Origin of the sequence: Sulfitobacter donghicola DSW-25 = KCTC 12864 = JCM 14565 (genome assembly GCF_000622405.1) — a bacterium.
GTDB lineage: Bacteria > Pseudomonadota > Alphaproteobacteria > Rhodobacterales > Rhodobacteraceae > Sulfitobacter > Sulfitobacter donghicola.
In genome coordinates this window covers 800,422-825,165 of the sequence record NZ_JASF01000005.1, presented here as the reverse complement: position 1 = coordinate 825,165, position 24,744 = coordinate 800,422, and the positions used below count along the sequence as shown (strand labels likewise).

At 55.6% G+C, this 24,744-nt stretch carries 22 protein-coding genes; 10 read left to right on the top strand and 12 right to left on the bottom strand.

The window, feature by feature from the left end; all coding sequences use genetic code 11:
* Nucleotides 1–16: 16 nt before the first annotated feature.
* The 6 genes from Z948_RS0105050 to Z948_RS0105025 form a co-directional block, all read right to left on the bottom strand.
* On the bottom strand, nt 17–649 hold the full coding sequence (locus Z948_RS0105050; protein ID WP_025058483.1) for a hypothetical protein: 633 nt from the start codon (nt 647–649) through the stop codon (nt 17–19).
* A 3-nt stretch (nt 650–652) separates the two neighbouring features.
* The gene (gene mreC, locus Z948_RS0105045) at nt 653–1,570 is read right to left on the bottom strand and encodes a rod shape-determining protein MreC (RefSeq protein ID WP_025058482.1); all 918 of its coding nucleotides are present in this window, start codon (nt 1,568–1,570) and stop codon (nt 653–655) included.
* Nucleotides 1,571–1,625: 55 nt separating this feature from the next.
* The gene (locus Z948_RS0105040; protein ID WP_025058481.1) at nt 1,626–2,672 is read right to left on the bottom strand and encodes a rod shape-determining protein; all 1,047 of its coding nucleotides are present in this window, start codon (nt 2,670–2,672) and stop codon (nt 1,626–1,628) included.
* A 175-nt stretch (nt 2,673–2,847) separates the two neighbouring features.
* Nucleotides 2,848–3,459 carry a hypothetical protein gene (locus Z948_RS0105035; RefSeq protein WP_025058480.1) on the bottom strand — a complete coding sequence of 204 codons (612 nt, stop codon included), beginning with the start codon at nt 3,457–3,459 and terminating at the stop codon, nt 2,848–2,850.
* 124 nt (nt 3,460–3,583) lie between these two features.
* Complete coding sequence (locus Z948_RS0105030; protein ID WP_025058479.1) at nt 3,584–5,149, bottom strand: 2-isopropylmalate synthase; 1,566 nt, start codon at nt 5,147–5,149, stop codon at nt 3,584–3,586.
* Nucleotides 5,150–5,450: 301 nt separating this feature from the next.
* Nucleotides 5,451–6,887, bottom strand: a complete 1,437-nt coding sequence (locus tag Z948_RS0105025; protein ID WP_025058478.1) for an MORN repeat-containing protein — start codon at nt 6,885–6,887, stop codon at nt 5,451–5,453.
* Nucleotides 6,888–7,048: 161 nt separating this feature from the next.
* Here Z948_RS0105025 and Z948_RS0105020 point away from each other — a divergent pair, with 161 nt between their 5' ends.
* Complete coding sequence (locus Z948_RS0105020; RefSeq protein ID WP_025058477.1) at nt 7,049–8,707, top strand: NAD+ synthase; 1,659 nt, start codon at nt 7,049–7,051, stop codon at nt 8,705–8,707.
* A gap of 115 nt (nt 8,708–8,822) precedes the next feature.
* Entirely contained in the window at nt 8,823–9,620 is a 798-nt protein-coding gene (locus Z948_RS0105015) for a CE1 family esterase (protein WP_025058476.1), read from the top strand.
* 21 nt (nt 9,621–9,641) lie between these two features.
* Here Z948_RS0105015 and Z948_RS0105010 read toward each other — a convergent pair whose 3' ends face one another.
* Entirely contained in the window at nt 9,642–10,571 is a 930-nt protein-coding gene (locus tag Z948_RS0105010; protein WP_025058475.1) for an MBL fold metallo-hydrolase, read from the bottom strand.
* Nucleotides 10,572–10,732: 161 nt separating this feature from the next.
* Between Z948_RS0105010 and gltX the strand changes: the two genes are divergently transcribed.
* Nucleotides 10,733–12,067, top strand: coding sequence for a glutamate--tRNA ligase (gene gltX, locus Z948_RS0105005; protein ID WP_025058474.1), 1,335 nt, complete (start codon nt 10,733–10,735; stop codon nt 12,065–12,067).
* A gap of 4 nt (nt 12,068–12,071) precedes the next feature.
* On the opposite strand, the gene Z948_RS0105000 is transcribed toward gltX, so the two are convergent.
* Nucleotides 12,072–12,632, bottom strand: a complete 561-nt coding sequence (locus tag Z948_RS0105000) for a gamma-glutamylcyclotransferase family protein (protein ID WP_025058473.1) — start codon at nt 12,630–12,632, stop codon at nt 12,072–12,074.
* Between the two features lie 127 nt (nt 12,633–12,759).
* Between Z948_RS0105000 and Z948_RS0104995 the strand changes: the two genes are divergently transcribed.
* Nucleotides 12,760–13,125 carry a glycine cleavage system protein H gene (locus tag Z948_RS0104995; protein WP_025058472.1) on the top strand — a complete coding sequence of 122 codons (366 nt, stop codon included), beginning with the start codon at nt 12,760–12,762 and terminating at the stop codon, nt 13,123–13,125.
* A gap of 2 nt (nt 13,126–13,127) precedes the next feature.
* On the opposite strand, the gene Z948_RS0104990 is transcribed toward Z948_RS0104995, so the two are convergent.
* From Z948_RS0104990 to Z948_RS0104980, 3 genes are all read right to left on the bottom strand, one after another.
* Complete coding sequence (locus tag Z948_RS0104990) at nt 13,128–14,036, bottom strand: inositol monophosphatase family protein (RefSeq protein WP_025058471.1); 909 nt, start codon at nt 14,034–14,036, stop codon at nt 13,128–13,130.
* A gap of 68 nt (nt 14,037–14,104) precedes the next feature.
* Nucleotides 14,105–16,621, bottom strand: coding sequence for an ABC transporter permease (locus Z948_RS0104985; protein ID WP_025058470.1), 2,517 nt, complete (start codon nt 16,619–16,621; stop codon nt 14,105–14,107).
* Nucleotides 16,618–17,286 carry an ABC transporter ATP-binding protein gene (locus tag Z948_RS0104980; RefSeq protein WP_025058469.1) on the bottom strand — a complete coding sequence of 223 codons (669 nt, stop codon included), beginning with the start codon at nt 17,284–17,286 and terminating at the stop codon, nt 16,618–16,620. Before Z948_RS0104980 ends, Z948_RS0104985 begins: the two co-directional genes overlap by 4 nt.
* 49 nt (nt 17,287–17,335) lie before the next feature.
* On the opposite strand from Z948_RS0104980, the gene Z948_RS0104975 reads away from it, so the two are divergent.
* The 4 genes from Z948_RS0104975 (at nt 17,336) to preA (ending at nt 21,146) form a co-directional block, all read left to right on the top strand.
* Complete coding sequence (locus Z948_RS0104975; RefSeq protein ID WP_025058468.1) at nt 17,336–17,986, top strand: arylesterase; 651 nt, start codon at nt 17,336–17,338, stop codon at nt 17,984–17,986.
* A gap of 142 nt (nt 17,987–18,128) precedes the next feature.
* On the top strand, nt 18,129–19,451 hold the full coding sequence (locus tag Z948_RS0104970) for an NAD(P)-dependent oxidoreductase (protein ID WP_025058467.1): 1,323 nt from the start codon (nt 18,129–18,131) through the stop codon (nt 19,449–19,451).
* A 32-nt stretch (nt 19,452–19,483) separates the two neighbouring features.
* Nucleotides 19,484–19,831: a DUF1428 domain-containing protein gene (locus Z948_RS0104965; RefSeq protein ID WP_025058466.1), complete on the top strand. Its 348-nt coding sequence runs from the start codon at nt 19,484–19,486 to the stop codon at nt 19,829–19,831.
* A gap of 10 nt (nt 19,832–19,841) precedes the next feature.
* Entirely contained in the window at nt 19,842–21,146 is a 1,305-nt protein-coding gene (preA, locus tag Z948_RS0104960; RefSeq protein ID WP_025058465.1) for an NAD-dependent dihydropyrimidine dehydrogenase subunit PreA, read from the top strand.
* A gap of 32 nt (nt 21,147–21,178) precedes the next feature.
* Here preA and Z948_RS0104955 read toward each other — a convergent pair whose 3' ends face one another.
* A complete protein-coding gene (locus Z948_RS0104955; protein WP_025058464.1) occupies nt 21,179–21,802 on the bottom strand; it encodes a TetR family transcriptional regulator C-terminal domain-containing protein in 624 nt (207 codons plus the stop codon).
* 163 nt (nt 21,803–21,965) lie between these two features.
* Between Z948_RS0104955 and Z948_RS0104950 the strand changes: the two genes are divergently transcribed.
* Together Z948_RS0104950 and hydA are read left to right on the top strand one after the other, a co-directional pair.
* Nucleotides 21,966–23,216: a Zn-dependent hydrolase gene (locus Z948_RS0104950; protein WP_025058463.1), complete on the top strand. Its 1,251-nt coding sequence runs from the start codon at nt 21,966–21,968 to the stop codon at nt 23,214–23,216.
* Between the two features lie 49 nt (nt 23,217–23,265).
* Entirely contained in the window at nt 23,266–24,726 is a 1,461-nt protein-coding gene (gene hydA / locus Z948_RS0104945; protein ID WP_025058462.1) for a dihydropyrimidinase, read from the top strand.
* Nucleotides 24,727–24,744: the final 18 nt, after the last annotated feature.

Sequence of the window (24,744 nt, the reverse complement as noted above, 5' to 3'; positions counted from 1 at the left end):
GTTCCTTCTTATCATCTCAGGTGCGCCCGCCCAAAACGTCTAGCTCTCCGGGTGCTGCGCGTCGCACGCGCATGACGGTACGGGTAACCAGCACCGCAATCGGGTAGAACATCACAGTCATACCCAACTCGAGCAGGCTGAGCTTTAGGTCTGGTGGCGTTACAAGAAGAATGGTTAACATGATCCGGTTTGTAAGCAAAATGACAATGAGCAGGACCGCAGCAGTGATCCATTCAGCGCCAAAGGTTGAATCCCTGAGGGATCGGCTGCGGCCTTTCAGGGTTTCACAAGCCAGCAGCGCCAACAAAGCCCAAAGGCCCGGCGGCCGCTGGAGAAGCAAATCGCTCAATAGAAACAAACCGGCCAAAAGAGTGGCGGGAACATATTCGGGCCTTCTCAGAGACCAAGCAAAAGCAAAAGCGATCAACAAATCAGGGCTGATCCAATTCCGCCTCGCGCTTTGCTCTAACAATGCGCGCAGGCGTGCTTCGGCTGGGTCGATCGAGGCGAGCGGTGGCATCAGCTCGGGCGAGAAAAGGGATATGGGCTGTGTGTCGATTGGGAGCAGATGAAAGAACACAATGACAAGGGCCAGAACAACAAAGGCACTGCGCATCAGGAAAAGGCGGACTGGTGAAAGTTCGTCCACAGGTTACTCCGTCTCGGCGGGCGCATCCGCATCGGTAGGAAGCGGGCCTTCAACCTCTTCGCGCTGGTTCGATATGACGGAAGGGTTGCTAACAACTGCGTCTGTCCCATGATGGCGTAAAACGCGAAGAAATTCCAAACGCTCATAATCCGCGGCAAGGCGCACGCGAAGGCGACCACCTGGATCAGCAGCGATCTGGCCAATTAGCAACCCTTCTGGGAATACGCCGCCATCGCCAGAACTGATCACGCGATCCCCCGGTCTTACCTGTTCAGGGTTTTCCAGAAAGTCGACCGGCGGCGCAGATGAATTGTCGCCGACAACAATGGCGCGTTGGCCCGAAGGCTGGATCACAACAGGAATACGGCTGGACGCATCGGTGAGCAGAATGACGCGGGCAGTGTTCTCTCCAACGCCAGATATCCGCCCAACAAGGCCAATACCGTCCATCGTGGCCCAGCCTTCGATCAAACCATCACGGGCACCCACGTTTAGCAAAACAGACTGCCGAAACGGCGAACCCGAATCCGCCAGAACAACACCCGTTACATAGGTTAGTCGCGGATCAAGGCGAACGTTGTTCAAATCCAGCAGTCGGGCATTTTCCTGCTCAAGCTGAAGCGCGGCTTCTTTCCACGTCTGCATGCGCCGCAATTCTGATCGCAGCTCGCCGTTTTGCTCGGACAGGCGCTGATAACTTTGGAAATCGCGCAACAAATTCACCGCACCTGTCACAGGCGCCATCGCCCAATCGAGGTTGGGGACAAGGCGGTCTGTTACTTGGGCGCGAAAACGTTCAACACGGGGGCTATCAATGCGCCACAGAATAAAAACAACCGCCAATATAACCACCAGAACGGCGGTCAAAAGCCGCCGGAGCGGTCCGGTGTAATCATTTGATTGATGTCGATCTCTTGCCATGACGGCGGGACGGCCTCCGTGGTGTATCTGCCTGTGCGACGCCCCTTAGGGACGATTAGCTGTCGTAATCGATAGCGTGACGCAACTGCTTCTCATACTCAAGGGCTTTGCCGGTTCCCAGTGCCACACAGTTGAGCGGCTCGTCCGCGACGGAAATCGCTAATCCGGTCTGCTCGCGCAGCGCAAGATCAAGGTCACCCAACAACGCACCGCCACCCGTTAGCATAACGCCGCGATCAACGATGTCTGCAGCCAGATCAGGCGGGGTGGTTTCAAGGGCAGTCATCACAGCTTCGCAAATCTGTTGCACAGGTTCGGCAAGCGCTTCGGCGATCTGGGCCTGCGTAACTTCGATCTCTTTTGGCACACCATTTAGCAGGTCACGGCCACGGATTTGCATGGATGTGCCGCGCCCGTCGTCTGGCATACGTGCGGTACCGATAGAGGTTTTGACCCGCTCGGCAGTTGTTTCACCAACCAACAGGTTTTGTTGGCGGCGCAAGTAACTGATGATCGCCTCGTCCATGCGGTCACCACCAACACGAACGGACCGCGCATAAACGATATCACCCAGCGACAGTACCGCGACCTCGGTTGTACCACCGCCGATATCAACAACCATGTTACCGGTTGGATCTGTGATCGGCATGCCTGCACCAATTGCGGCCGCGATCGGCTCGGCGATTAGGCCAGCACGGCGTGAACCTGCGCTAAGTACCGATTGACGGATTGCGCGTTTTTCAACGGGTGTCGCACCATGCGGGACACAAACGATGATCTTTGGTTTTGAAAAGGTAGAGCGTTTGTGAACCTTGCGGATGAAGTGTTTGATCATCTCTTCCGCGGTGTCAAAATCGGCAATGACCCCTTCGCGCATCGGGCGAATGGCCTCGATGCTACCCGGCGTACGGCCAAGCATCAGCTTTGCATCTTCGCCAACAGCCAGTACTTTTTTCACGCCTTCTTTGACGTGATAAGCAACAACAGAAGGTTCGCTAAGAATGATGCCTTTGCCCTTCACATAGACCAGCGTGTTCGCGGTTCCTAAATCAATCGCCATATCAGACGAGAACAGGCCGCGGAGGTTTCCAAAGATCGACATGTGAGGTAGCACCTTGCAAATAGTAACCCGCCAGCGACTCTTATGAGTGCCAGCAGCGCCCTTATAGGCCCGCAATCCGCTGGATTAAAGGGGCACTTCGTTCAGTTTAGGCGTGTTTGCGCCTTGTTTTGTCATTTGGCATGGGGCTTCTTGCTTCCTAAAGGCAGCCGAAGAGCTATTCAGCCGTGATCTGCGAGGGAACAAAGCCAGAAACTCGCGATTTGCCGCCTTGGGCCAGCCTATAAGTGGCCAGCACCACACCAAGTGTAGGCGCATAGATTTTCTCAAGATAAGAGGTCGGGCGACCAGAGAGTTCGTGGTTCTCGATGATTGACCAGACAGGGTAGCTACAGCGGCCAACCTTATGGGTCCCTTTCCCGTTAAGCCGCATGGTGACGCGCCCTTTCATGATGGTCTTGGTGCCGTCAAGGACCTCGATTTTGCTGCGCCAAACCTTTGTTTGATCCAGCCTTGAAAGGGTTTTGGTGTTGCGGCTGTATTTCATCGTCAAAGCCGAGCGGCTATCCCGCCTTTGGGCGACGGCAAGGGGGTGAAGGTATGTGGTGTGGGTATGCTGGGTTTTGCCATTCCGTTTCGTGTGACGTTCTTCAATCAGCGTATCGCCGCGATTGGTCAGCAAGATGGTCATGAAGGGCGAGCTGCGGGTCAGGCGAATGCCGTTATCAGAAAGAGCATCGCGTGTGGGGCATGATTGAGCAGAGACAGTTGAAACAGTTGCAAGCAAGCACAGCAGGCCCGACGCCAAAGCTTTTGAAAAGAGTTTCATGGCGGTAGCCTTTTGTTTTTAAAAAATTAGTTCAGTTTTCGCCAGGGATGTGCATTGCTGAAAAAGCAACCCAGAACGGAAAGAAGTAGGGCCAGAGCAGGTAATTCTGCTCTGGCCCCAATGTTTATCCAGCGTCTTTATAGCTGACTTCACGTTTGTCGCTGCCGCCTTTTTCACGGCGCACCAGCAGGCGATTTAACGCGTGGATATAGGCGCGCGCTGAGGCCACGACAGTATCGGTATCCGCAGATTGTCCCGTCACAATCCGGTCGTCTTCTTCTAGGCGAACCGAAACAGTGGCCTGTGCATCAGTCCCTTCGGTAACGGCAGCAACCTGATACAATTGCAAGCGGGCCGAATGCTGGACGAGCGACTTGATGCATTTAAACGAGGCGTCAACTGGACCATCGCCAGATTGCTCTGTGCTTTGCTCTACGCCGTCGATGATCAGGGTCATCTTGGCTTGGTTCGGGCCGTCAGTCCCACACACTACATGCATGGATTTCAATTTGATCCGATCTGCTTCGGGGTCCGAAGCCGTGCGCATGAGCGCAACGAGGTCTTCGTCATAGACCTCCTTCTTGCGGTCGGCGAGCTCCTTGAAGCGGACAAATACGTCCTTAAGCTGGTTGTCGCCCAACTCATAACCGAGGTTTTCCAATTTGGACCGCAACGCAGCGCGGCCCGAGTGTTTGCCCATCACGATGTTTGTCTCGGTCAGGCCTACGTCTTCTGGGCGCATGATCTCGAATGTCTCAGCGTTTTTCAGCATGCCATCTTGGTGGATGCCGCTTTCGTGGGCAAATGCGTTTTTGCCAACAATCGCTTTGTTGAATTGAACGGCAAAGCCGCTCACCGCGGCAACACGGCGCGAGATGTTCATCAGCTTGGTGCTGTCAACGCGGGTTTGAAAAGGCATGATGTCATTGCGCACTTTCAACGCCATGACGACCTCTTCCAAGGCGGTGTTGCCTGCGCGCTCGCCCAAACCGTTGATTGTGCATTCGATCTGGCGCGCGCCTGCTTCAACGGCTGCAAGGCTGTTGGCGGTCGCCATGCCCAGATCGTTGTGGCAATGGGTGGCAAAGATGATTTCATCCGCACCTGGAACACGTTCCAGCAACATACGGATCAAATCGGCGCTTTCACGAGGGGCGGTATAGCCAACAGTGTCAGGGATGTTGATGGTTGTTGCACCCGCCTTGATCGCGATCTCGACCGTGCGGCACAGGTAATCAGGCTCGGTACGGGTGGCGTCCATTGGTGACCACTGGATGTTTTCGCACAGATTGCGCGCATGGCTAACCGTTTCGTGGATGCGTTCGGCCATCTGATCCATGTCGAGGTTCGGAATAGCGCGGTGTAAAGGTGACGTGCCGATAAACGTGTGGATGCGCGGGTTTACAGCGTGCTTTACCGCTTCCCAGCAGCGATCAATATCGCCGAACTGCGCGCGGGCAAGGCCGCAAATCTGCGCTGTCTTGGCTTGGCGCGCGATTTCGGAGACAGCGGCAAAGTCACCCTCGGAGGCAATCGGGAAACCGGCCTCGATCACATCAACGCCCATCTCGTCCAAAAGCTGCGCAATTTCCAGCTTTTCTGCGTGGGTCATTGTCGCACCAGGCGACTGCTCTCCGTCGCGCAATGTTGTATCAAAGATCAAAACGCGGTCTTGTTTCGGGTCTGTCATGGATTTGTCTTTCTGTTGTCTGCTTTAGCTTTTCTTGGCGCGCGACACTTCCCTCTGAGCGGGCGCGCCGGAAGGCACGCTCAGAGGCGAGCTAGCAGCAGAGCACGTAGCAGTGGCGCGTGGATGCGCGCGGAAATGGGGCTATGTGCAACGTTTTTCATAGCCCTATTTATAGTCAGGGTTTTTCAGATGGGAAGAGGCGATTTTAGTCTTTATCGTTTGAGGCCCGACCAGCCCAAAACCACCTTTAAACGAACGCTTTCAGAGACGTGCGGGGGGAGCAGAAAAACACCCCGGCTGGTTAGCCATCGCTAGAATCGGCCTGTTCTGCATCAGCAGCAGGTGCGGGGGTGGCCAATGCGCCATCTTCCCAATCACCCGATGCCTCTTCCCCTGTGGCATAACGCATGGTGCCTGCCCCTTGGCGGATGCCGGCCTTGAAAAGGCCAATGTAAACATCGCCATTTGCATAGGTTGCGGTGCCTTGGCCTTCAATTTCGCCTTCGGCCCATTCGCCCTCATAGGAAAATCCGCTGGCCATTTTGATTGTGCCCGATCCTTCGCGGCGGCCGCGTGCAAAGTTACCTTCGTAGACTGTGCCGTCTGGATAAGTCGCCGTCCCAACACCGTGGCGCAGGCCTTCTTTCCATTGGCCTACATAGGTGCGTCCGTCACCATAAGTTAGCGTGCCCTGACCGTCGTTGCGGGCATTTGCAAAGCTACCCTCGTAGACCATCCCGTTGGGATAGGTTGCGCGGCCTTGGCCCTGAATTACGCCGGAAACCCATTCACCGTCATAGGTGGACCCGTCAGGGTAGGTGATTTTTCCCAATCCATCGGCAAGGTTGTCTTTGAAAAGCCCCGTTTGGACCGAGCCATCAGGGTAGGTGACTGTGCCAGAGCCTTCGGCGCGCCCTTCTACCCATTCACCTTCGTATTTGTACCCGTCAGAGCCTGTGAACGTGCCAATCCCGCTGCGTTGATCGTTCAGGTAGGCCCCAACATAGGTGTCTCCCGATGATGTGGTCGAGGTTCCCATACCTTCGCGGCGGCCAGCAACAAGGTCACCTTCATAGATGTCGCCGTTGGCCTGAATAATCTTGCCCGTACCATTGAGTTGGCCGTTTGCCCAATTTCCCTCTAGCGTAAAGCCTTCGGGATGGGTCAGTTTGCCCATTCCAGAGCGCGCGCCGTTCACGACGGTTCCTTCGTAAATGGCACCTTCGACGTCTTTGATCACAGCCTGACCCGTGGCTTGGCCGTCAACCCAATCGCCTTTGTATTCATAACCCGCAGGTGTCACGAGAACCCCTTTGCCATGACGTTTGCCGTTGCGGAAACCGCCTTCGAATCGCTCGCCGCTGGCGTGGATCGCAACGCCTTGGCCAATGATGGTGCCAGCCTGCCACTCACCCTCGTATGTGCCGCCATCGGCCATGGTGATTTTGCCGATGCCTTCGGGTTTGCCTTTGGCAAAATCCCCCTCGTAGACTGATCCATTCGGAAAACGCGCAACGCCCGTGCCACGGATTTCACCCTCTACCCATTGGCCCTCGTATTCATAGCCGTTTGGCAGTGTATAGGTGCCCGTGCCGTGTTGCAGCCCGTCTTTGAACGTTCCTTCATAGACGCCACCATCATCGTATTGTTTGCTGAGCACCTGAGTGTTCTGCGCAAGGGCAGTCGTAAACATGAGGGGCGCAAAAGCGGTCGCAAGTAGCAGGGTACGAAGGGTCATGGCGGTCCTGTCATCTGATACGGGCCTAGGGCCCATTCTGTCTGCAATAGACTAAGGGGGCAGGCCAAAAGGGGCAACGACCTTTTGACCGCTCGGCCAAACTGGGCTTTCACTAGGCGTCTGATCTGCTACATCAGGCATAAGATAGTAGAGGTATAACCATGGCAGAGCGTTTTCGTATTACATTGGGCCAGTTGAACCCAACCGTTGGTGATTTGGCGGGGAATGCCGCGCAGGCGCAGGCGGCTTGGGCCGCTGGCCGTGATGCAGGGGCTGATCTGGTGGCGTTGCCCGAAATGTTCATAGCAGGGTACAACGCCCAAGATTTGGTGAGTAAGCCCGCGTTTCAACGCGATGTGATGACTCACCTTGAGGCTCTGGCCGCCGATTGTGCGGATGGTCCGGCGCTGGCGATTGGCGCGCCTTTGGTAGAGGGCGCAGAGCTGTTCAATGCCTATGTGATTCTCAAGGGAGGCAAAATCGCCTCTCGGGTTCTTAAACACCACCTGCCGAATGAGACAGTTTTTGACGAGGTTCGCATTTTTGATAGCGGGCCTCTGGGCGGGCCATATTCGATCGGGAACACCCGTATCGGCAGCCCGATCTGCGAAGACGCATGGCACGAGGATGTGGCGGAAACCCTTGCCGAAACGGGCGCTGAATTTTTGTTGGTGCCAAATGGTTCACCCTATTACCGCGGAAAGTTCGATACCCGCCTGAGCCATATGGTTAGCCGCGTTATCGAAACCGATTTGCCGCTGATCTATTTGAACATGGTTGGTGGGCAGGATGATCAGGTGTTTGACGGCGCCAGCTTTGGCTTGAATCCCGGTGGCGAGCTGGCCTTTCAGATGCCAGCCTTTGATGAAGTCACCCAGCATGTCGATCTGGAACGCGGCCCTGACGGCTGGCGCATTGTTGCCGCAGAAAAAGTCATTCACGAAGAGCCCTATGCGCAGGATTACCGCGTTATGGTCCAAGGGTTGCGCGACTATATGCGCAAGACAGGTTTCAAAAAGGTCCTGCTGGGCATGTCGGGGGGCATTGATTCTGCGCTGGTTGCCACAATCGCGGTTGATGCGCTGGGCGCTGAAAATGTGCGCTGTGTGATGTTACCATCCGAGTATACGTCGGCCGCGTCTTTGGAGGATGCTGAAACTTGTGCCAAGGCGCTAGGGGCGCGGTACGATTATGTGCCGATCAAGGCAGGGCGGGATGCCATCACGCAAACGCTGGCGCCGCTGTTCGAAGGAACCAAAGAGGACCTGACCGAGGAAAACATCCAAAGTCGCTTGCGCGGTTTACTGTTGATGGCGCTTTCGAACAAGTTCGGTGAAATGCTGCTGACCACAGGCAATAAATCCGAAGTCGCGGTGGGTTATGCCACGATCTATGGTGATATGTCGGGGGGCTATAACCCGATCAAAGATCTCTACAAGATGCGCGTGTTTGAAACCTGCCGCTGGCGAAATGCGCATCACGCGGAATGGATGATGGGGCCTGCGGGTCGCGTGATTCCTGAAAATATCATCACCAAGGCACCTTCAGCCGAATTGCGCGATGATCAAAAAGACAGTGACAGCCTGCCAGATTATCCTGAGCTGGACGCCATGCTGGAAATCCTTGTGGATCACGATGGCTCTATCGCCGATTGTGTTGCCGCTGGATTTGATCGCGATGTCGCCAAAAAGGTCGAGCATCTGATTTACATTTCCGAATACAAACGGTTCCAGTCCGCTCCGGGGCCGCGATTGACCAAAGGTGCGTTTTGGCTGGATCGTCGGTATCCTATCGCCAACCGCTGGCGTGATCCCAGCTGAACAGGCTGCAAACGACCTGCGCGGAACGGCCAAAAAGATGCGTCTATACACGCGCAGGTGATTTGCCTGTCAGGCGGCAGTAGATCATCATCCGCAAAAAGCGAGGAGCGGTTTGATGCGGTATGTTCTTGTCCTGATTTTGATGGTGCTGGCGCCATCAGCTTATGCATGCGGTGAAGAGAGTGATTGCCAGATCGGGGATCGTGTTTACCGCATTTCAATGCCAGAGGGCACAACGGCCCCGAAAGGGGCTTTGGTTTGGGCGCATGGATATCGGGGCACGGCTGCGGGTGTCATGCGAAACGGCAGCCTCAAACGTATGGTCCATGAACGCGGGATGGCCCTGATCGCGGTTCAAGCGCGAGATGGCTTGTGGAAACTACCCAATGGCCCAAGGTCGTTCAGCAGTACAGGCGCGGAAGAGTTTCGCTATTTTGACGCGGTGGCAAAAGATGCCCAAAGACGGTTTGGAATTGATCCTGCTGAATCAGTGATGAGTGGTTTTAGCGCTGGCGGCATGATGGTTTGGAACCTTGCCTGCGCGCGGCCCGAGCGGTTTTCCGGTTTCATCCCGATTGCTGGAACCTATTGGTTGCAACCGCCTGAGTCTTGCACAACACCAACAACCAGCATCGTTCATTTGCATGGCGATCGCGACGGGACGGTGCCCTTGGATGGGCGCGAGATCGGCGCGACGCGACAGGGTAAGGTCTCGGAAGCATTGGCGGATTATACCCGCCAAGGTGCCTTTGGCCCTGTGAGGGAAAACAACTCGGATATGTTGCGCTGTCAGGAACGGTCAAATGCTGATGGGGAAATTCTGGAATTCTGCCTGTTTGAAGGCGGACATTCCTTTCGGACTGAGTACCTGTCCTATGGGTTGGATCGTCTAAAGGCAGCGGGGCAGCTATAAGGCCACCCCGCGCCCGTTATCTTAGGATAGCAACAACTGATAGCTGTGCGGCACATAGGCAAAGTTATCGCCTGCTGTGTCGACAAATCCAAAGGCTGGCCATGGCATGTGGTACCCAACGAACGGCACCTTATCAGCGGCGAGCATGCCCAGAAGTTTACGGCGCGTGGCAGCAGCAGCAGATTTATCCATGTCAAATTTGACTTCCCAATCGGGGTTCGCAAGGGACCAGACATAGTGGTTTGCAAAATCAGCACCCAGTACCAGCTGCTTGCCGTTTGATTCCAGCATATAGGCCATATGCCCTGGCGTGTGACCAAAGGCAGCCATGGCTGTAACGCCAGAGGCTACGCTGCCCCCGTCTCCAATCATCGTTGTCTGTTCTGCCAAAGGCTTCATCTTTGCATCAAAGCCTTCATTCCCCATAGCGGCCCAAGCATCATATTCCTTGGAGCCTGTCACATAGCGGGCGTTCGGGAATGTTGGGGTGCCTTCAGTGGATAGGCCGCCAATGTGGTCGCCATGCATGTGAGTAATGACAACGACATCAATCTGATCCGGCGTATAGCCTGCCGCGGCCAAAGCTGCAGTTGTTCCTGCACCAGATAGACCTGTGTCAAACAGGATCAATTCACTGCCCGTATTCACAACGGTTGGTGTGAAAAAGAACTGTGCGGCGTCAGTTGGCAAATGCGCCGCGGCCGAAACATCATCAAAGGTTTCTTTATCCACGTTCAAGCCAAAGATATTCTGCGGCCCCGGAACGCTGCGTGTGCCAGCCAGCAGGGTGGTGACGTCGAACTCACCCAGCTTTACACGTTGGAAAGGTGCCGTGGATGGGCCTGCGATTGGCGCGGCAGCGCGCGTTGCAGTCGCTGTCGCGGCGGCCAAGGGCAGGCTTGCCGCGCCCATGAGAGCATGGCGGCGGGAAATATATGGGGATTTGGTCATGTGAACTCCTGTTAAGCAATCTCGGCAACGATACCGCATTTCTCGGATAGCGCGAGGATTTTTGGCTCAAGTTTGCGTGAACTTGGAGGGGGTGGAGCCTTTCACTGCAACTGGACAAAAGCGCGTTGGTATGACAGCAAGCGCCGCAACAGGAGGCTTTCATGTCTGACAAAACAACTACCCGTTTCGCCCCGTCCCCTACTGGTTGGATCCACGTGGGTAACCTGCGCACGGCGCTGATGAACTATCTGATCGCCCGCAAAGCTGGCGGTGAGTTTATTCTGCGCATTGATGACACCGATCCTAACCGCTCGAAGGAAGAGTATGTGGATGGGATCAAACGTGACCTAGAATGGCTGGGCCTGCATTGGGACCGCGTTGAACGCCAGTCTTCGCGTCTGGAGAAATACCATGATGCTGCGCAGAAACTGCGCGATATGGGGTTGTTTTACGAAGCCTTTGAAACACCGACCGAGTTGGACCTGAAGCGCAAGAAGCAGCTCAACATGGGCAAGCCTCCGGTCTATGACCGCGCAGCGCTGAGCCTGAGTGATGCCGAAAAAGACGCCTTGCGCGCCGAGCGTGGCAGCGGTGTGTGGCGCTTTAAGCTAGAGCATGAGCGGATCGTCTGGAATGACGGCATCTTGGGGGATGTCAGCATTGATGGGGCTTCGGTATCCGACCCTGTTTTGATTCGCGGTGATGGCCAGATTTTGTACACATTGGCGTCGGTTGTGGATGACACAGATATGGGTGTGACCAATGTTGTGCGTGGCTCTGACCATGTGACCAACACAGGCACACAAATCCAGATCATTAATGCGCTGGGTGGTCATGTTCCAAACTTTGCGCACCATTCGTTGCTGACAGGGCCACAGGGCGAGGCATTGTCCAAACGCCTTGGCACGCTTGCGCTCAAGGATCTGCGTGAAGCTGGCATCGCCCCACAGGCGTTGCTGAGCCTGATGGCACGATTGGGTTCGTCCGATCCAGTAGAGTTGCGGACCGAAATGTCCGAGTTGATTGATGGGTTTGACATCAACCGCTTTGGCTCGGCCCCGACCAAGTTTGACGCCGAAGACCTCAAACCGCTGACCGCCAAATTCTTGCAAACTTTGCCGTTGGCCGATGTGGCCGAAGAGGTGCGCGCGCTCGGCGTGCCTGATGAGCAAGCCGAACAGTTCTGGTCAGTGACCCGCGACAACATCACCACGCTGCATGATCTTGCTGGCTGGTGGAAGATGTTCAGCGAAGGCGCGGATCCCGTGATCGAAGACGAAGACCGCGAATTCATCAGCCAAGCCATGGCGCTGCTGCCCGAAGGCCCCTTTGATGCAGATAGCTGGAGCAACTGGACCACTGCGGTGAAGGAAGCAACAGGCCGCAAGGGCAAAGGCCTGTTCATGCCGCTGCGCAAAGCGCTGACAGGTCAGGCACACGGGCCTGAAATGGCAACCGTTCTTCAGTTGTTGCAGGTGATCAAGGCCCGCGGTTAAGGCCTTAGTCGGTTACGATTGTGCAGCCGCGCAAGGCAAGGTGTTGGTCAACCAACGCGGTTTCTTGCGCGGAAAGGATCTGTTTGCGCGGATAGGTCGGAGCCGCGCGATCATTTAGCACGGGGGTTTCCCAGCCATCGGTAGTGGCAAAGAAATTGCTCACGCCTGCTGCGCCGAATTCACGTAGATACCCCTGCACAACAACGTCCAGATAGCTAAGCGGGATGCGGTGGTTTTGAATGTCGACCCACGTTTCTTTTGGCACTGAATAATGCGAGATCACGGTCGCAGGATCGCGCGGGTGCTTTACCGCGCCCTTGGATGATATCCGCGCATAGCCATATTCGCGTTCATCCAAAGCTAGCCAATCTGCATTCGGCACCTCGGCGATCAACCCGTCGATTGTGGTCTCTGAATCGGGCACAACGCTAAGGAAGGCTATTCCACGGTCTTGGGTGTGGACCCATCTGCGCCGCCAGCCGCCTAGCTGCGCACGTGATGCCTCGACATAGTTGTGGGTTGCGCGGTTCACGAGGCTGCCATAGCCAAAAAAACAAGGGTGCATGATCGACCTTCACGAAAGTTAGCGTTCGGCTACATAATCACCACGCCGAAAGCGAGGCAACCATGCATTGAACGGATTGAAATATCTCACATGCTTTGGCAATACAGAATCTCGGAGGGCCAATGGCATGATATTTACAGAAGAACATTTGTGGCTGCGCATCGAGGATGGCGAAGACGAAATCACCGTCGGGCTTAGCAACTATGGTGCCGCCGAAATTGGCGATGCAAAATTTGTCGAATTACCAGAAGAAGGCGATGTCGTTTCAATGGACGACCCTGTTGTCGTCATCGAAGCGGGAAGCGATGCCGTTGATATCCTGTCTCCTCTGGATGGTGAGATCGCCGAGGTGAACAGCCGTCTGATCGACGCGCCCGAAATCATCTCCGAAGACCCGCAGGGCGACGGCTGGCTCTTTAAGCTGAGCTTTGATGATCCGGACGCATTAGAAGAGTTTATGAGCGAAGCCGCTTATCAGAAGTATATCCGATAAGCTTATTCAGCTTTCTCGGCCTTTTCTGGCAAGAGGAAGCTGAACACTTTCTTCAGCTTGTTCCATGTCGCTTTGTCTGGCGCGATGAGCAGGTGGCCTGTTTGACGTGTGGCTGAATAATCGCCGCCATCCAGCATTTCCACATGCGCGCCTGCGCGCTGGGCAATCAATGCGCCAGCGGCGTGATCCCATGGGTGCAAAAGCGCCGTTAGACTAAAGTCGATATTCCCCTGCGCGATCATCCGGTATTCATGGGCCGAACAACGCAGGGTGCTAACCCGCCCAAAGCCGGGGAATGTGCTGGCCAGCTCGGCCTGTTTTTCTTTTGGGAACAAGTGAAGCGGGATGATCCCCGACAATTGCTCAACCGATTTGCCCATCGCAACTTTTAGGTCACGCGCCGCGCCAAAGGGGCGTTGAAGCTGGGGTGTCATCTCTTCATCAGCGACGGCCCAATCATCGCCCACTGGATCGTAGATAAGGCCAAACACAGGTTTGCCATAACGGGTGGCCGCGATAATCACGCCAAAGACAGGAAGGCCATGGGCGAAATTCCACGTCCCGTCCACCGGATCGATGTGAAACGCAAGCTGAGCCTCTGCGATACCGTCCAACAACGATGGTTTCGCCGCAACGGCTTCTTCGCCGATCACTAGGGCGGAAGGGAACGCAATTTGCAATGCGCGGGCGATCATGGCCTCGGCTTTGGTGTCCGCATCGGTCACAAGGTCATCTGCACTGGATTTGGTCCGAATGTCCCCATCCGAAAGGCGGCGGAACCGCGGCATGATCTCGGCGCGCGCTGCGCGGCGGACGATGTTAATGATCTGGCTTCGCTGTGCTGCAGATATCGCTGGGGGCAATGTGGCAGGCAGGGTTTCCTCGGCAGAAGGGGATGTTGTTTCAGACATAGTGGCGCTCCTTGTTGGTGTAATTCTACGTGGCAAACGGGCAGAGGCAAAGGGGGAACAGCATAGGATTACTCCCGCGCACGCAAAACGCCTGCTGGGCGGGCATGTAGGGCGCGGCGGGCAAATCCCAGCCCTGCCAGAACGGTTGCGATGATCCCCCCAGCAATGATGAGAAGCGCTGAGGGCCAGATGACGGAATAGTCCGTTTCCATCACAAATGTACTCACGGCCCACCCGCCCAAGGCACCTGCAATCAAGGCAACTCCGCCAGCAGCCAAGCCGAGCAAGACCGCGCGCAAGATGAAGCTGGCCGCGATCATGCGACGAGAGGCACCAAGGGTTTTTAGAATGGCGGCCTCATAGGTGCGCGCATCTGCACCTGCTGCTGCCGCGCCGATCAAAACCAGAAAGCCGGTGAATAGGGTTGCGGCCGCACCATAGGAGGTTGCCGCGGCCAATCCGCCCAGCACGCCAGCAACCCGCTCGATAGCGTCCCGAACCCGAATGGCCGTGATGTTTGGATAGGCATTGGCAAGGTCGCGCAGGATCGCGGCTTCGGCGCGTTCCTCGGCGTAGACAGTGGAAATGAAGGTATGAGGCGCCCCTTCGAGTGCGCCAGGGTTCATCGTCAGGATGAAGCCAATACCAGCAGTCGAAAAATCGACCTCCTGAAAATTGGCGATCTCGCCCGTTATGTCACGGCCCAAGATGTTGACGGTCAGACTGTCCCCAATTTCGAGACCCATTTCGATGGCTTCTTCCGTTGCAAAGCTGATGAGCGGCGGGCCAGAATAATCAGCGTCCCACCACGTGCCATGGGTGATGTTTGCGCGTGGCCCTGCGGTGGCGGCATAGGTCACACCCCGATCACCCTGCAAAACCCAATGATCCCCCGCCGTTTCAGCGGCCGGAGCGCCGTTGATTTGGGAAATGATACCGCGCAACATGGGCGCGCTATCCACGCGACTAACAGCGGGGTCATCAGACAGACGTTTGGAGTATCCTTCCATCTGGTCTTTTTGGATGTCGACAAAGAAATAGCTGGGCGCGACATCTGGCAGATTTCCCGCAATCGCCTGACGAAGATTTCCATCGATTTGCCCAACTGCGGCTAGAACGGACAGGCCAAGCCCAAGTGACAGCACCACCGCGCCAGCACCTTCGCCAGTGCCGCCAATTGCCGCCATCGCCCAGCGCCATCTAGGGCGCCCTCGCAAGCGATGGCTGAGAGCCTTTGCCGTGATGCGGATGATGAATGCCGAGATGGATAAAAGCGCAAGGGCCCCCGCGATGCCACCCAAGGTCCACAGGGTTAACCACCAATTACCGTTGAACCACCCAGCAATGGCGATCAAGGTGGCAATGGCGCCTCCGGTGATGAGGATGAAAGGCCACGCTGGCGCACGGCTGGCACCATCCCAAGCATCACGGAACAACGTGGCGGCCCGCACCTGATCGGTTCGGGCAAGGGGCCATAGGGTAAAGATAAACGCGGTTAGAAGGCCATAGATCGCTGCTTCGAACAGGGGGGCGGGAAACACGCGAAACTCTGCAGGGATAGGCAGTCGCGCCTCAAGGATTGGCGCAAGGACAAGCGGCGCAATCGCCCCGAGAGTAACGCCAATAGCGACCCCTAAAAGAGAAAGCGCACCGATCTGGATAAAGTAGGTTTGGAAAATCGTTTGTCGATCAGCGCCAAGGGCGCGCAATGTCGCGATTACTTCGGTTTTTCGGGATAGATAGCTGCGTACAGCAGCCGAAACACCCACGCCACCCACCGCAAGACCCGACAGGCCAACGAGGACAAGGAATGCGCTAAGACGGTCAACGAAACGAGAAACACCCGGAGCCCCATTACGCGCATCGCGCCAACGCATGCCGCTGTTGGGGAACATCTCAGCCGCTTCGGTTTCGAGGTGGGTGATATCGGTAGGATCTGTGAGGATCAGCCGATATTTACTGTTAAACAACGTCCCCGAAGACAAGAGGCCCGATTGGGCCAGACTGTCGCGCATGACCAAGGTACGCGGCCCCAGCGAAAAGCCTGAGGCGACATTGTCTGGTTCTCGAACGATCTCGGCGCGCAGTTCAAAAGGCTGAGAGCCCAGCGAAAAACGGTCCCCAACCACCAGCCCGAGGCGATCCATCAGGGCGCGTTCCATGACCGCCCCAGGGACCGCGGCCTGTACTGCAAGGGCGTCAGCCAGCGGCATGTGAGGGGACAACGTAACAGAGCCGACAAGGGGATAGGCTGCATCGACGGCTTTTACTTGGGTCAGCGCGCGATCAGTGGCGGTTGTCGCCATCGAGCGGAATTCAGCGATTTCCGAAACTGAAGTCGCATGACTGTTCATCCAATCTGCTTCGGCTTCATTGGCAAAGCGATATGTCAGCTCTAGCTCGACATCCCCTCCCAGCAGGGCAGCCCCTTCTTTTTCCAGACCCGCCTGAATACCAGAGCGGACAGAGCCAACAGCGGCGATTGCAGCAACACCCAAGGCAAGGCACGCGAGAAACAAGCGAAAGCCACGAAGCCCGCCGCGCAGCTCTCGGCGGGCAAAACGAGAGGCGAGTCGTAGGCTCATGCGATTTGGCCGTCGCGTAGGGTGATGGTGCGGTCACACCGCGCCGCTAGCGCGTCGGAGTGGGTAACCAGAACCAAAGTTGAACCGTGTTGGTCGCGCAAATCAAACAGAAGATCCATGATCGCATCGCCATTGGCGCTGTCTAGGTTTCCGGTTGGCTCATCAGCTAACAATATCGCAGGGCGGGGGGCCGTTGCCCGCGCCAAGGCAACGCGTTGCTGTTCACCACCTGACATTTGCGCTGGATAGTGGTTGGCGCGGGCGGCTAGGCCGACAGCGTCTAGGGCATCTGCGGCCCGCGCATACGCGTCTTGGTGGCCAGCGAGCTCCAAAGGTGTGGCCACGTTTTCGAGGGCTGTCATGGTTGGGATCAGGTGAAAAGATTGAAACACAATGCCCATACGATCACGCCTGAACAGGGCCAGTTGGTCTTCACTCATAGCGGTGAGGTCTTGGTCCATTGCCTGAACGCTGCCACCTGTCGCCTGTTCCAGCCCGCCCATGATCATCATCAAGGAGGATTTCCCCGAACCCGAGGGCCCGATCAGACCAATGCTTTCGCCTGCGGCGACATCCAGATTTATTCCTTTCAGAATATCGACAGGTCCGGCATTGCCATTTAGGCGCAAGGCTGCATCTTTGAGAGAGAAAATTATGTTGGCCATGAGGTGCCCTTTTGCTGGCGTCTTTATGGGATATGGAAGGATTACGGGAATGCGCAAGGTCTGGGTTGGTATTCTTATGTTTTGGGCTGGATTGGCGCAGGCAGAAGAGGTCGTAATCGCCGCGCTGGGTGATAGCCTGACGCAGGGCTTTGGGCTAACGCAGGCTGAGGGTTTCGTGCCTCAATTAGAAACATGGATACAGTCGCGGGATGCTTCAGTGCGGCTGATTAACGCGGGGGTTTCTGGTGACACCACTGCAGGCGGGTTGGCGCGGGTCGCTTGGACGTTGCAGCCAGAGGTGGACGGCCTGATTGTTGCGCTTGGCGGGAATGATCTGCTGCGCGGGATTGACCCAAACGAAGTTCGCAAAAACATGGAGGGTATCATGAGGGCTGCCCAAACCGCGCAGGTGCCGGTTCTGCTCATTGGGATGCAGGCCTCGAATAACTTTGGCACGGAATACAAAGCCGATTTTGATCGTGTCTTTCCTGAGTTGGCGAAATCATATGATGCGGCCTTTCTGCCCAGCTTTTTTGCGGGGTTAAGTGACGGGGAGGGGCCGCAAGATCCTGCTGCCCTTCGCCAATGGTTTCAGGCTGATGGAATTCACCCGAATGCGGATGGTGTTTCCCTAATTGTAGAGGCAGTTGGCCCGAAATTAGAGGGTTTGATCGCCAAAATAGATGCGGTGGGCGAATAGACTGCCTCAAAAAATAGCATTTATGATGAATGTTAAGGGTATGGGGCGAATACACGCAGAAGCTTAAATTTTACCAGTTGATAAAAAAATTGACCTGTGCCAGCGTTCTTACCAAGAATTTCTTTTGGCAAAGGATCAACGGATGGCAGATAAGATTTTTGAGCCCGGTGTGCAAAAAGGCCGCCTAGACGCGCAAGCCTATGAGGCCAACTTTGCGGATCTGCATGCTCCTTTAGACAGTCATGAAGCTTTGGTTGCAGCAGACAGGTGTTACTTTTGCCATGATGCGCCCTGCGTTACGGCCTGCCCGACAGATATCGATATCCCGTTGTTTATTCGCCAGATCGCAACCGGCACCCCCGATGCTGCGGCTAAAACGATTCTGAGCCAGAATATTATGGGTGGTATGTGTGCCCGTGTGTGTCCGACAGAGCAGTTATGCGAAGAGGTCTGTGTGCGCGAAGAGGCCGAGGGCAAGCCGGTGTTGATCGGCCAGTTGCAGCGCTATGCCACCGATCACTTGCAAGAGCAGGGCCATCACCCGTTTACCCGTGCAGCTGAGACAGGAAAAACCGTTGCAGTTGTTGGCGCTGGCCCTGCGGGTCTAAGCGCGGCGCATCGTCTAGCGATGCTAGGGCATAATGTTGTTGTTCTGGATGCGCACGATAAAGCAGGTGGCCTGAATGAATACGGTATCGCCAGCTACAAGACGCCGGATGGGTTCGCGCAAGGCGAAGTTGACTGGCTGCTTAAAATTGGAGGCATCAAGGTCGAGACGGGCCGCGCGCTGGGCGCTGATCTGACTTTGGCCTCACTACAGTCAGACTATGATGCAGTGTTTTTGGCAATCGGCCTTGGCGGCGTGAATGCGCTGGGGGCTGCGGGCGAAGATAAAGACGGTGTTTTAGACGCCGTGGACTTCATCTCAGAGCTTCGCCAAGCATCCGATGTTGCACAGGTGCCGATCGGGCGGGATGTTGTTGTGATTGGGGGCGGTATGACGGCGGTTGATGCGGCTGTTCAGTCCAAATTGTTGGGCGCGCTGAACGTCACCTTGGTTTATCGTCGTGGGCGGGACCGTATGAACGCCAGTGTGTTCGAGCAAGATTTGGCTGCGTCCAAAGGTGTTCGCATCGTCACCCACGCCACACCGAAAGAAGTGATTGGAAACGGCGCGGTCCGTGAGATCGAATTCGATTATGTCGACGAAGACATGGTCGCGACAGGGCAGACCCTGCGTTTGACTGCCGATCAGGTTTTCAAGGCCATTGGCCAGACGTTGGAGGGCGATGATTTGCCCGCCCTTGAGGGACGCAAGATCCAAGTGGATGAGAATGGCCGCACGTCAGTTAAGGGCGTTTGGGCAGGTGGTGATTGCGCCTCTGGTGGGGATGACCTGACGGTTACAGCCGTTGCTGAAGGACGAGACGCAGCTATGGATATTCACGCCGCCCTTGTAGGCTAGCCACAACGCGACAGAGCAAAAAGGAAGTAGCCATGTATGTGATGAGTTTCGTAGCAGCGGTCCCGACTGATCAAAAAGAAGCCTATTTGGCTCATTGTGTGAAAGCGGCCGAAATCTTCAAATCCCACGGTGCGTTGCGCGTGGTGGAATTGTGGGGGGATATGGTTCCCGAAGGTGAAAAGACATCCTTTCCCTTAGCTGTGGCAGCCAAAGAGGGCGAAACAGTCGTCACCGGCTGGCAGGAATGGCCAGACAAGGCAACATGCGATGCCAATATTGAAAAAGCGATGAGCGACCCTCGTCTGGCAGAAATGGGCGCGCTGCCCTTTGATGGTGCGCGCATGATCTACGGCGGCTTTGACGCGCTGGTTGATGTTTAGGAGAAATTGAATGGCTGATTTAACAACAGATTTTCTAGGCATAAAATCCCCGAACCCGTTTTGGCTGGCCTCGGCGCCGCCAACGGATAAGGAATACAATGTTCGACGTGCTTTTGAAGCAGGTTGGGGCGGGGTGGTTTGGAAAACGCTTGGCATGGAAGGTCCGCCTGTTGTGAACGTAAATGGCCCTCGCTATGGGGTCATCCACGGTGCGGACCGCCGCGTTTTGGGGCTGAATAACATCGAACTGATTACCGACCGTGATCTGCAGACCAATCTGGATGAAATCACACGGGTCAAGGCCGACTACCCCGACCGCGCAATCATCGTGTCCATTATGGTTCCCTGTGAGGAGCAAGCTTGGAAAGATATCCTTCCCCTTGTTGAGGCAACGGGGGCCGACGGGATCGAATTGAACTTTGGGTGCCCGCATGGGATGTCCGAACGCGGTATGGGGGCTGCCGTGGGGCAGGTGCCAGAATACATCGAAATGGTGACGCGCTGGTGCAAGGAATACTACTCCAAACCCGTTATTGTGAAGCTGACGCCGAACATCACGGATATTCGCAAACCAGCCGAGGCCGCGCGCCGTGGCGGCGCGGATGCGGTGAGCCTGATCAACACGATCAACTCAATCGTCTCCGTTGATCTGGACAGCATGAGCCCACATCCCAGCATTGACGGCAAGGGAACCCATGGCGGCTATTGCGGCCCTGCGGTAAAACCGATCGCGCTGAGCATGGTTTCCGAAATCGCACGCTCTCCCGCGACGGCGGGCATGCCGATCAGCGGCATTGGCGGTGTGACCACATGGCGTGATGCGGCAGAGTATATTACGATGGGCTGCGGGAATGTGCAGGTCTGCACCGCTGCGATGACCTATGGTTTTAAGGTCGTCCAAGAGATGATCAGCGGCCTATCTGAATGGATGGACGAAAAAGGCCATACCTCGATCCAGGATTTTATGGGCGCGGCCGTGCCGAACACCACAGATTGGCAGTATCTAAACCTGAACTACATTGCGAAGGCTTCTATCAATCAAGATGATTGCATTAGCTGTGGCCGCTGCTTTGCTGCGTGCGAAGATACATCTCATCAGGCGATTGAGATGTCTGCAGATCGGACGTTCTCGGTGATTGAAGAGGAATGCGTTGCCTGTAACCTCTGCGTCGAGGTTTGCCCTATCGAAAACTGCATTTCTATGGTTGAAATGCCAGCTGGCGAAACGGATCCGAGAACCGGAAAAGTTGTGGAGGATGCCTATGCCAATTGGACAATGCATCCCAATAACCCCTCGGCAACAGCCGCCGAATGAAAAAGCGCTAGCGCCCGAGATGCGATCGGGCGCTAGTTTTTCGCAGGCTGGAGCATATGCCTGAACATCATTTCCAGATGGGCATGGGCGCGTTCTGCAGGATCGGTTTCATCCAACAAAACCGAAATCTGGGCGCCGAAATCGGCATAGTGCTGAGTCGTAGACCAGATTGAGAAAATAAGGTGAGCCGGATCAATCGGGGCCAAGCGCCCCTCGTCTATCCAGCCTTGGATGACGGCGCATTTTTGGTCGAAAAGCGGTTTTAGGTCATCGTTAAGGTATTCCATCATCCTTGGCGCACCTTGAAGGATCTCACCCGCAAATAATTTGCTTTCCGCGGGAAGCTCTAGCGCCATATCAAGCTTGCGGTGAACATAGCTTAATAGCTCTTCTACAGGGTCACCATCAGGGGCAAGTTCGACCAACGGGTCGAGCCATGTTTCCAGCAGTTGGCTTAGAAGCGTAACGTAAATTTCTGTTTTCCCTTCAAAGTAATACAGAAGGTTTGGTTTGCTCAGGCCTGCGCCGATTGCGATGGCATCCAAGGTCGAACCGCCATAACCGTCGCGCGAAAAAACCTCTAATGCGGCATCCAGAATGAGGCGCCGATTCCGCATTTGGATGCGGCTTGGTTTTTTGATCTTTGTCTCAGTCACTGAGTTCTCCGCAGATGCTTGGAAATTGGGCAGTATACCTTCAGGCTTGGAGTTCTTTCTAAAGCAGTTCTTGACAGAGATGAAGGGAGGGGCAATCGTTGCTTTACCAATTGGTAAAAATTTAACCACATCATGTGGTCCCCTTAATGACAGGAGCCAGCTCATGCCAGCGCCCGGACAGAACCTTAAAATCAATCCCGATCGTTTGTGGGATAGTTTAATGGAGATGGCGCAGATCGGACCAGGGATCGCTGGTGGGAATAACCGGCAGACGCTGACCGATGAAGACGCCGAAGGGCGCGCGTTGTTCCAAAGCTGGTGTGAGGCCGCTGGCTGCACGATGGGGTTAGACCAGATGGGCAACATGTTTGCCCGTCGTGAGGGTACAGACCCCGACGCGCTGCCCGTCTATGTTGGATCGCATCTGGATACGCAGCCGACTGGCGGGAAGTACGATGGTGTTTTGGGTGTGCTTGGTGGTCTGGAAATTTTGCGCACCATGAATGATCTGAACATTCAGACCAAGCATCCGGTTGTTGTTACGAACTTCACCAATGAGGAAGGCACACGTTACGCCCCAGCGATGCTATCGTCTGGTGTGTTTGCGGGGATCCACTCCCAAGACTGGGCCTATGCCCGTGAAGATGCTGAAGGCAAATCTTTTGGCGATGAATTAAAGCGGATCGGTTGGCGCGGTGAAGAGGAAGTTGGCGCGCGCAAGATGCACGCTTTCTTTGAGCTTCATATCGAACAAGGTCCGATTCTAGAGGCCGAGGGCAAGGATATTGGCGTAGTCACTCACGGCCAAGGCTTGTCATGGACGCAAGTGACCGTAACGGGCAAAGACAGCCACACGGGTTCTACCCCGATGCCTATGCGCAAGAACGCGGGTCTGGGCATGGCGCGGATTCTGGATAAAGTAGACGAGATTGCATGGTCCCATGCGCCCCATGCCGTGGGTGCGGCTGGACATATTGATGTGTACCCGAACTCCCGCAACGTGATCCCGGGCAAGGTGGTGTTTACCGTTGATTTCCGCTCGCCCGAGCTGAGCGTGATTGAAGATATGGAGGCGCGGTTGCGTGTCGAAGGCCAGAAGGTGGCCGATGAGCTGGGCCTTGGCATCGAATTTGAAAAGGTTGGCGGTTTTGACCCCGTTGCCTTTGACGAGGGATGTGTAACCGCGGTGCGAAATGCGGCCGAGCGGCTAGGCTATTCGCATATGAATCTGATTTCGGGTGCGGGGCATGATGCCTGCTGGATCAATGGGGTGGCGCCGACGGCGATGGTGATGTGCCCTTGTGTTGATGGGCTGAGCCATAATGAAGCGGAAGAGATCACCAAAGAATGGGCAATGGCCGGTGCAGATGTGTTGCTGCACGCGGTTGTCGAGACTGCCGAGATCGTAGGTTAAGGCCAGTCCCAGCACCCAAACAGAACGCCATAAGACGAGGAGAGATGACATGAGCAAGGTAATCAAAGGTGGAATGGTTTGCACCGCAGACCGGACATGGAAAGCCGATGTTCTGATTGAGGGCGAAAAGATCGTTCGCATCGGTGAAGACCTTGTTGGTGATGAATACATCGACGCGGAAGGCGCCTATGTCATTCCGGGTGGTATTGACCCGCACACGCACCTTGAAATGCCGTTTATGGGCACAACTGCCGCCGAGACATTCGAAAGCGGAACATGGGCTGCGGCCTGTGGTGGGACGACGATGATTGTGGATTTCTGCCTGCCGGGTGCAGATGGGTCGATTAAGAACGCGATCAATGAATGGCACCGCAAAAGCGCCCCTCAGATTTGTAGCGATGTCGGCTATCACATGGCGATCACCGGCTGGAACGAAAACGTCTTTAACGAGATGAAAGACGCGGTGGACATGGGGGTGAATTCGTTCAAGCACTTCATGGCCTATAAGGGCGCGTTGATGATTGAGGACGACGAAATGTTCGCCTCGTTCAAACGTTGCGCCGAATTGGGCGCGTTGCCGATGGTTCATGCCGAGAACGGCGATCTGGTTGCCGAGTTGCAGCAGAAATATTTTGATCAGGGGATCACAGGCCCAGAGGGCCACGCGTTTTCCCGCCCACCCGAATTGGAAGGGGAAGCGGCAAACCGTGCGATCACCATCGCGGATACGGCAGGTGTTCCTTTGTACATCGTCCACGTGTCTTGTGAACAAACGCACGAGGCTATTCGCCGCGCGCGTCAAAAGGGCATGCGGGTTTATGGTGAGCCGTTGATCCAGTTTCTAACGTTAGATGAATCTGAATATTTCAACAAAGATTGGGATCATGCGGCGCGCCGTGTGATGTCGCCTCCGTTCCGTTCAAAGGACCATCAGGATAGTTTGTGGGCGGGGTTGCAGTCGGGTTCTTTGCAGGTTGTTGCGACGGATCACGCGGCGTTCTCGACCGAGCAAAAGCGCGCTGGGCGTGATGATTTCCGGATTATTCCAAATGGCTCGAACGGGCTTGAGGAGCGTTTGGCGGTTTTGTGGACCGAAGGTGTTGAAACGGGTCGTTTGACGCCGAATGAATTTGTGGCGGCAACATCAACCAATGTGGCAAAGATTCTAAACATCTACCCGCGCAAAGGAGCGATCGTGGAAGGGGCAGATGCTGACATTGTCGTTTGGGATCCAAAGATCACCAAAACGATTTCCCCCGCCAACCATCATTCTGTTCTGGATTATAATGTCTTTGAAGGCTTTGAAGTGCGTGCGCAGAGCCGCTTTACTTTGAGCCGAGGCGAGGTCATCTGGGCATGGGGGCAAAACAGCCAGCCAAACCCGGGCCGCGGCAAATTTATTCCACGCCCGGCCTTTCCTTCGGCGAATGTGGCGCTGAGCAAATGGAAAGAGCTGAACGCCCCCAAGATGATAAAACGCGATCCGCTCAATATCCCTGCAGGGATATGAGAGGGATTGAAGGAACAG

Excerpts from the sequence above, each read along its gene's own strand:
- hydA (WP_025058462.1), top strand. The coding sequence starts at position 23,266 with ATGAGCAAGGTAATCAAAGGTGGAATGGTTTGCACCGCAGACCGGACA.
- gltX (WP_025058474.1), top strand. The coding sequence starts at position 10,733 with ATGTCTGACAAAACAACTACCCGTTTCGCCCCGTCCCCTACTGGTTGG.
- Z948_RS0105000 (WP_025058473.1), bottom strand. The coding sequence starts at position 12,632 with ATGCACCCTTGTTTTTTTGGCTATGGCAGCCTCGTGAACCGCGCAACC.
- Z948_RS0104995 (WP_025058472.1), top strand. The coding sequence starts at position 12,760 with ATGATATTTACAGAAGAACATTTGTGGCTGCGCATCGAGGATGGCGAA.
- Z948_RS0104970 (WP_025058467.1), top strand. The coding sequence starts at position 18,129 with ATGGCAGATAAGATTTTTGAGCCCGGTGTGCAAAAAGGCCGCCTAGAC.
- Z948_RS0104965 (WP_025058466.1), top strand. The coding sequence starts at position 19,484 with ATGTATGTGATGAGTTTCGTAGCAGCGGTCCCGACTGATCAAAAAGAA.
- preA (WP_025058465.1), top strand. The coding sequence starts at position 19,842 with ATGGCTGATTTAACAACAGATTTTCTAGGCATAAAATCCCCGAACCCG.
- Z948_RS0105030 (WP_025058479.1), bottom strand. The coding sequence starts at position 5,149 with ATGACAGACCCGAAACAAGACCGCGTTTTGATCTTTGATACAACATTG.
- Z948_RS0105035 (WP_025058480.1), bottom strand. The coding sequence starts at position 3,459 with ATGAAACTCTTTTCAAAAGCTTTGGCGTCGGGCCTGCTGTGCTTGCTT.
- Z948_RS0104990 (WP_025058471.1), bottom strand. The coding sequence starts at position 14,036 with ATGTCTGAAACAACATCCCCTTCTGCCGAGGAAACCCTGCCTGCCACA.
- Z948_RS0105010 (WP_025058475.1), bottom strand. The coding sequence starts at position 10,571 with ATGACCAAATCCCCATATATTTCCCGCCGCCATGCTCTCATGGGCGCG.
- Z948_RS0104985 (WP_025058470.1), bottom strand. The coding sequence starts at position 16,621 with ATGAGCCTACGACTCGCCTCTCGTTTTGCCCGCCGAGAGCTGCGCGGC.
- Z948_RS0105020 (WP_025058477.1), top strand. The coding sequence starts at position 7,049 with ATGGCAGAGCGTTTTCGTATTACATTGGGCCAGTTGAACCCAACCGTT.
- Z948_RS0105015 (WP_025058476.1), top strand. The coding sequence starts at position 8,823 with ATGCGGTATGTTCTTGTCCTGATTTTGATGGTGCTGGCGCCATCAGCT.
- Z948_RS0104950 (WP_025058463.1), top strand. The coding sequence starts at position 21,966 with ATGCCAGCGCCCGGACAGAACCTTAAAATCAATCCCGATCGTTTGTGG.
- Z948_RS0105040 (WP_025058481.1), bottom strand. The coding sequence starts at position 2,672 with ATGTCGATCTTTGGAAACCTCCGCGGCCTGTTCTCGTCTGATATGGCG.
- mreC (WP_025058482.1), bottom strand. The coding sequence starts at position 1,570 with ATGGCAAGAGATCGACATCAATCAAATGATTACACCGGACCGCTCCGG.
- Z948_RS0104980 (WP_025058469.1), bottom strand. The coding sequence starts at position 17,286 with ATGGCCAACATAATTTTCTCTCTCAAAGATGCAGCCTTGCGCCTAAAT.
- Z948_RS0104975 (WP_025058468.1), top strand. The coding sequence starts at position 17,336 with ATGCGCAAGGTCTGGGTTGGTATTCTTATGTTTTGGGCTGGATTGGCG.
- Z948_RS0105025 (WP_025058478.1), bottom strand. The coding sequence starts at position 6,887 with ATGACCCTTCGTACCCTGCTACTTGCGACCGCTTTTGCGCCCCTCATG.